This window comes from Gilliamella sp. B2889, assembly GCF_026536885.1.
GTDB classification, from domain to species: Bacteria; Pseudomonadota; Gammaproteobacteria; order Enterobacterales; family Orbaceae; genus Gilliamella; species Gilliamella apicola_E.
In genome coordinates, this window is sequence record NZ_JAFNNF010000001.1 from 631,397 (window position 1) to 638,173 (window position 6,777).

Genomic DNA, 6,777 nt, shown 5'->3' on the forward strand with positions numbered 1-6,777 from the left:
CGATCTCATCTTATTTAGTTAACGGCATTGTCCAAAGCACTTTATCGTTACAATACTCAGGTAAACTTGCTTGCCATAAAATTTTATCGCTTAACACAGCTTCAATTTCCCACGGAAACAAAACATGAGGAACATTATTATCAGTAATAGCTAACCAATCATTATCTGACGAAAGCCATAATTGCTGATAATTAACGCGTTGAATAGATCCTCTAAATTGCCAAGCCTGAATCTGCATATTTAAAAGATCAGTTTGTTCTTGGCAACCTAGCTCGATCTTTTGCAAAAAAGGATCGCGATGACCATCAGCATTCACTATGAAACAACACATCATCAATGCAAAAACAAATAAATAGCGACTCATTGCATACCCTTCTTAAACAACAAACTAAATCTAATCCGCAAATAATTATCTTGCTTACCGATTGATAACTGTTGAAAGTTCAAATAGTAGAAATTTTCGTTAAAATCGCCAATAAATTTCATAAAATCAAAAAATTGCCCATTTAATTCAACATCCCAATAAGTTGCTGAATCATTTTGTTCCAGTTTGAACGACATCAACTTCAAATGATGACGATCAATAGCGTTAGCAAGTTCATGCTCGGTTATCAAAGTTAGCGAACTATTTTTAGCAGCATGATAACGTTCAATTCTTGCTTGAAGCATTTCAATTTCAACTTGCTTTTCTTGATACAACGCCATTTGCTGATCAGCTTGTTGCTTTAAGTCCTGAATAAAAAATTGATAACCAATAAAAAACAGTGTTAACGGTAATAAAATACAAACTAAGTATTGTTGCCAAATCGGCCTCTCTAGAAAGTCGTTATTCATTCAACTCAATATCCATTTGAAACAACAAACTATCCTGACTTTTCTCAATATTTTTTACCTGACTTTTCGTCACATTTGCAGAAAGTTGCTGATTAAAATTGATAATATCCACATAATTGACACTACGACCGGTAATTTTAATTTTTTCAGGCTCATATTCGTACAGATTTAACCAAATCGTTGCTGGTAGTTTGTTAGAAAGCATTTGTAGCGACTGTTGGATCTGTTTTTGACTTGGTGAAGGATTAGGAATATAAGATTCAGCCAACAACTCTTGTTGCAACACTTGTTGAGCAGATAGTTGTTGAGAATAGTGTTCGATGTCTGACTGTGTGTTCATCAAAAGATAAAAAAAATAACAGGTCAACACCCCGATAAAATTAACAACAAAAAGAAGTAACTTGAATTGGTGCTGTTTTGCCTTTTGTTTTCGCCATGGTAGAAAGTTAAATGAACTATTTTCAAAATGACTACCGACAAATGTTACTCCATATTTTTGGAACAAATCTAACCAGTCATTAACCGTTTTACGCTCACAAATAGCAATCATTAAAGTTTTAGGTGAAATGGATACATAATCAAAAAAAAGCTGATTGCCAGATTGTTGGAAAAGTTTGTATAGGGATGCTTCAACATAACTAGTCAATTCGCTTACCGTCAGTTTAACATCGGGATAAGTGGTTTTTTGATACTGTACAAAATCATCACTTAAATTTAATTCAATTGACGTTAATCTTGGTAGTTTTAGATTATGCATAAACTGATCGATATCAGCCAAATCTTGATAAACGATAAAATCCTCATTCACCTTACCGCTTGATTCGACTAACTGATAGTGCAGTTTTGTGGGTTCGATATAAATTACTACGCGACTTTTATTAAAAACCATCATACTAAATAGATTGAAAAACAATATCGCCCAATCTTAATCACAATTATCTAGATTCAAACCTACAAAATCCATTTTTGCGAAGTATCATCCAAAAAATGACTAAAATTACACCGAACAGGGCTAAATTTTAGGAAAAGTAAAAAAAAAGGTTGACTGAAATAAGACACGCCTTATAATGCACATCCACACGGTAAGGGTGATTAGCTCAGTTGGGAGAGCACCTCCCTTACAAGGAGGGGGTCACTGGTTCGAACCCGGTATCACCCACCAATTCTTACCGTGAAGTTTTCGAAAGAAACATTGGGGTGATTAGCTCAGTTGGGAGAGCACCTCCCTTACAAGGAGGGGGTCACTGGTTCGAACCCGGTATCACCCACCACTTACTACTTATTTTATGGGTTGTTAGCTCAGTCGGTAGAGCAGCGGACTTTTAATCCGTTTGTCGAGCGTTCGAATCGCTCACGACCCACCATTTTTTCTCTCTTGTCAAAACATCATTAATTAAACGCATCATTCAATATATTTATTATTTTCCTCAAAAAATTTCGCTCAAGTGTCCCTTTAAAAGAAAAATAAAAGAAATAAGTGAGAACTCTTAATTAAAGATAAAATTGATAGAGAAAATGATGTAACGCAAAACAGCTATTGCCCTTAGGCAATAGCATTGAATAAAACGACATTAAAAAGGTCCAAACGACTAACGGGTTACTCCATAACCTAACGGATAGAGCGCTTTCATACTGTTTGGTAAATCAGAAGATTGTTTGATAACACTATCCATTGAATCTGGTAATGCAATTGGCAATTTAGCATTATAAGGTTTGCTATCAAATAAACGTTTAAATAGCACCTCATCTTTAACGCCAAAATTTGCAACGATAGCAATGAGAAAAAACAAACAGATTAAAAAAGTGTAACGCCAAAAGCGTCACATTATTGACCACAAATCACATAAACAATAAGTCGATAAGCAATATAAAACATCACCAGCCCAACAACTGAATCCAATATGACCCACATTCTTTTTTGTCTAAATAGAGGCGTAAGCAACCTAGCGCCATACCCAATACCAAAAAACCAAATAAATGACACACAAACTGCACCAATTAAAAACGCCCATTTTTGCTCAGTAGAAAAAGTACCGGCAATCCCACCAACAATTACCACTGTATCCAAATAAACATGAGGATTAAGTAAAGTCACCGCAATTGTCGACAAAATCACTTTTGTTAAAGAACTCTTTCGTTGCTCGGCAGAATCAACCTGCATACTGCTATCACCTCTCACTGCGCTTTTAAATGCATTAAATCCATACCAAAGCAAAAACAATGCACCAAAGATGGCTAATGAATTAGTAATTATAGGATAACGACTAATAAAAGCCCCCACGCCCCATATACCAATAGTCATCAAAGCGAAATCACAAAAAAAACAGATAGCAGCAACAAAAAAGATATGATTTTTTAACAACCCTTGCTTAAGCACAAACAAATTTTGCGCGCCAATAGCAATAATTAAACTCGCCGAAATCATCGCACCACGTAAAATATCGGTCAGCATTTAACCTAAAATCCTTAATCAACGAAAAGTAAGCATTATACAAAAAGAACAAAAAATTTTGTATCAAAACCAAGAATTATTACGCACTTATAAAAAACAGTTATAATTATCCCCCTGAATAAAAAAATAAAAAAGTACAAGAAATGGTTGTCGAATTTATAATCTTCTTAATGATAGGCGCATTTGCGGGATTGCTAGCAGGTATATTTGGCGTGGGTGGAGGATCGTTAATTGTACCTGCATTAATTATAGTACTTAATCACTTTAATCATGGTGGAGAATGGATAAACCACATCGCCGTCGCCTCATCGCTTGCCACCATTATTGGCACCAGCTTATCATCAAGTTGGGTTCAGAATAAAAATCATAATATCCAATGGTCGATTCTAAAAAAGATGGTGCTAGGATGCATGATTGGCACGATGGGCGGATCGTATATGACACCTTATATTCCCGGTGTTTGGTTAAAATGGATTTTTATCGTTTTTCTTGTCTACACCGGAAGTAAATTTATTCTCAAAAGCACCAATGTCGCCCAAAATCGAAACGCTGTATCATTTCATGACACGATTTATATCATTATTGGTGGACTAATTGGCGTGTTTGCTGCCCTAGTTGGTGTCGGTGGGGGGGTATTGGTGGTTCCTTTCTTAAAAAAATGCGGGGTAGATATACGTAAAGCGATTGGCACCTCTGCAGCATTTACCTTACCGGTAGCGCTTGGCGGAACGATTGGCTACATTATTGCAGGATGGAATATTGAAGAATTACCAGAATATAGTTTAGGCTTTGTCTATCTACCAGCAGTAATATCCATTATGATCACCAGTATACCCATGGCCAAAATGGGTGTTCAAATTGCACAAGGATTATCGATAAATAAATTGATAAAATACTTTGGTATCTTTTTATTGCTAATAGCTATAAAGCTTATAATTTCGTGATTTGAAGCTTCAAAAACCCCGCTCATCAACTTTTTTAAAAAATAAGGCAAAAATAAACCCGCCTAAGCGGGTGATTCAAACGTCGATAAGCCACAAAATCCTTTTTATCGCGTTGGTTGTGACTTCAAGTCTGCTATCAATTAATAACCTTTTTTCTATCCCAACTCCCTTACCCTAAGAATTAGGATGAAAAATAATAGTTAAGGTGTAACACAAAGCATAAGGGACGTTCCATTAAAAGCATTAGGTCTTGCAACGCCTGAGCTTGGAAATACTTGAATTCCTTGTTCACCATACTTGTTACGTGCCCAATAAGTGAAATAGAAAAAGTTGGCTCCGGAGTAATGTTGCATATAGCCCCACTCAGTAAAAAAACCAGCACCAATTCGTCGCTGAAAATAATTACCTGATGATGAAGGTTTAGCACCGAAGCCATTAAAATTTGAATTAGTTAAATCGCTCATCATCGGAACTTTATAATTTCCTATTTGTTTACACCACGACAATGTCCATTCCCTAGCATTAACCCCATCACCGTTATTAACAAACCACTTATTTAACACAAAACCATACTTAACAACTTCGTTACCTCGACTATCACGACCAATTAACTCGAAGGTCTGGGGTAGAGTCGGCTTAGCTATACGATTAGGATTCTTAGAATGCCATTGAGATGGCGGAATTGCTGGACCGGTTAATGTAACACGTACAGTGGTATTGTTTAAATAGTACATATTCGCGGTTATACCCTCTCGTGAAACAGGCGCCCATGACAGCGGACCCACACCACCAATATCCAAATCAAAGTACAAACCATGAGCACCCGTTGTAGGGAAATTTAAGTTATAAGATGATGGGGATGTTGATTGAATCCGAAAACCTTTATTACTGTCCCACAACCAATCTGGACCATTGTATTCTCTTCTTTCATGAACCACATCTGGCTTAACAAAACAAATCGCTGGTGGTAAATTAGGTTTAACATAATATGTTACATTTCCATCACCATAGAAACGGCTATTCGGAACACCATAACGTGAACTCAATGTACTGAATGTATTACTTAATACAATTCGGTAGGGTGCATTACAAATATCCAGTACAGTATAACGTGAAACTGGTTGGTCGTTTTTATCAAAAATAGATAAATTTAAACTGCCTGTCGCAGAAATATCACCATCACCATCATCATCGCCCCAATAATTATATGGCCAACCGATAACGGTACTGAGCTCAACTGAATTGGTATTAGTTGGCACAAACATACTAATATCTGCAAAACTTTGGCCTACTATCGGTAGTACTATTGGAAAATTTGATGAATTATTCGTTGACGGGGTATATCTCATTCCATTTGATAGAGTAATCCCTAGCAAACCGTCGGTATTAGTTGCACGTGTGCGACCGCCATCAAATGTTAAATACGGAACATTACCATTAACAACATTTGATGTTTTAGATGTTAACGCATGGCCAGGAAAAGGATGAAAAGCAACCACCATTAACACTAAAAAGATTTGCCGGGATAATTTGGAACCACGAAATAAGCATTGAAAAGCACTTCGCAATGAGCGGCAAAGCGTTCTTAAATTTTCGTGGATGAATAAACTGAAATGGAAAAATAAGCGTTGAATGCTTAAATTAAATAAATTTAAATAATAATTTAACCTGTGTTGTCGATATTTGAAATTATAATGCATAGTTGGCATCCTTGCTGATTAATATTCTGATTTATATATTTTTATGCTTACTCATTAACGTAACTAAGGCGAAACGCAAAGCCCGTATTGAGTGTAGTAGTTAAACCAACCCACAGCACCGTTGGATGCAGACACGACAAAATGGTCTCTATCAATAGGGTCATTTGTCCAGTAAAAGCTGAAAGTGAAATTGGCGTTGGCGTAGTTGGACACAGTTCCCCACTCGGTAAAAAAACCTGCACCAATCTGACGCTGGTAATGATTCCCAGATGATGAGGGCGTAGCACTAGTTATTGTTTCTCCTTTTGCTGAACGAATAGCATTAGTTAAATCTTTCATCTTAACCATCCGATAACCAAAGCTATTACACCAGGATAAGGTTTCAGGATAAGTGTCACGATTATCGCCACGATGAATGAACCACTGTTTTAACTCAAATCCATACTTAACGGCTTCATTTCCTTGACTATCTCGTCCGACTAACTCGAAAGTCTGAGGTAAAGTAGGTATAGCAATACTACCTGGGGGATTAGATGCCCATTGGGATGAACTCGCAACTGGACCGGTTAAGGTAACGCGTACACTTGTAGCGGTAGAATTAGTCATTGTCGCGGTGATACCCCCCTTAGAGACTGGAGACCAAGACAATGGTTGATCACTACCGATAATGTCTAAATCAAAGTATAAGTTGTTAGCACCAGTAGTCGGAAAATTTTGACCATAAAATAACGGGGAAAGTGTTTGAGTAAGAAACCCTTTACTTGGGTTCCAAATCGAAGCTGGACCACGGAAGTCTATATCATAACCGTTCTCATTAATATCACCTAATTCTAAATTAGGTCTGGAA

General features: G+C 36.8%; 8 protein-coding genes and 3 tRNA genes. 4 read left to right on the forward strand and 7 right to left on the reverse strand.

Going from position 1 to position 6,777, the window contains the following annotated elements; all coding sequences use genetic code 11:
• Positions 1–10 precede the first annotated feature (10 nt).
• From J3U09_RS02870 to J3U09_RS02880, 3 genes are read right to left on the reverse strand one after another with little or no spacing between them, the layout of a single operon-like run.
• The gene (locus J3U09_RS02870; protein WP_267330162.1) at positions 11–364 is read right to left on the reverse strand and encodes a hypothetical protein; all 354 of its coding nucleotides are present in this window, start codon (positions 362–364) and stop codon (positions 11–13) included.
• The gene (locus tag J3U09_RS02875; protein ID WP_267330161.1) at positions 361–834 is read right to left on the reverse strand and encodes a hypothetical protein; all 474 of its coding nucleotides are present in this window, start codon (positions 832–834) and stop codon (positions 361–363) included. Before J3U09_RS02875 ends, J3U09_RS02870 begins: the two co-directional genes overlap by 4 nt.
• Positions 827–1,726, reverse strand: a complete 900-nt coding sequence (locus J3U09_RS02880) for a PilN domain-containing protein (RefSeq protein WP_267330160.1) — start codon at positions 1,724–1,726, stop codon at positions 827–829. Before J3U09_RS02880 ends, J3U09_RS02875 begins: the two co-directional genes overlap by 8 nt.
• 194 nt (positions 1,727–1,920) lie before the next feature.
• Between J3U09_RS02880 and J3U09_RS02885 the strand changes: the two genes are divergently transcribed.
• The 3 genes from J3U09_RS02885 (at position 1,921) to J3U09_RS02895 (ending at position 2,198) form a co-directional block, all read left to right on the forward strand.
• Positions 1,921–1,996: transfer RNA gene (locus J3U09_RS02885), tRNA-Val, on the forward strand.
• Between the two features lie 33 nt (positions 1,997–2,029).
• A tRNA-Val gene (locus J3U09_RS02890) sits at positions 2,030–2,105 on the forward strand.
• 17 nt (positions 2,106–2,122) lie between these two features.
• Positions 2,123–2,198, forward strand: a tRNA-Lys gene (locus J3U09_RS02895).
• A gap of 225 nt (positions 2,199–2,423) precedes the next feature.
• Here the strand turns inward: J3U09_RS02895 and J3U09_RS02900 are convergent.
• Together J3U09_RS02900 and J3U09_RS02905 are read right to left on the reverse strand one after the other, a co-directional pair.
• On the reverse strand, positions 2,424–2,624 hold the full coding sequence (locus tag J3U09_RS02900; RefSeq protein WP_267357064.1) for a hypothetical protein: 201 nt from the start codon (positions 2,622–2,624) through the stop codon (positions 2,424–2,426).
• Between the two features lie 35 nt (positions 2,625–2,659).
• On the reverse strand, positions 2,660–3,283 hold the full coding sequence (locus J3U09_RS02905) for a LysE/ArgO family amino acid transporter (protein ID WP_416379869.1): 624 nt from the start codon (positions 3,281–3,283) through the stop codon (positions 2,660–2,662).
• Between the two features lie 146 nt (positions 3,284–3,429).
• Here J3U09_RS02905 and J3U09_RS02910 point away from each other — a divergent pair, with 146 nt between their 5' ends.
• Positions 3,430–4,230: a sulfite exporter TauE/SafE family protein gene (locus tag J3U09_RS02910; protein WP_267357066.1), complete on the forward strand. Its 801-nt coding sequence runs from the start codon at positions 3,430–3,432 to the stop codon at positions 4,228–4,230.
• A 200-nt stretch (positions 4,231–4,430) separates the two neighbouring features.
• On the opposite strand, the gene J3U09_RS02915 is transcribed toward J3U09_RS02910, so the two are convergent.
• On the reverse strand, positions 4,431–5,930 hold the full coding sequence (locus J3U09_RS02915) for a hypothetical protein (protein ID WP_267357068.1): 1,500 nt from the start codon (positions 5,928–5,930) through the stop codon (positions 4,431–4,433).
• A gap of 63 nt (positions 5,931–5,993) precedes the next feature.
• On the reverse strand, positions 5,994–6,777 hold a 784-nt coding region (locus J3U09_RS02920; RefSeq protein ID WP_267357070.1), incomplete at its 5' end, for a hypothetical protein.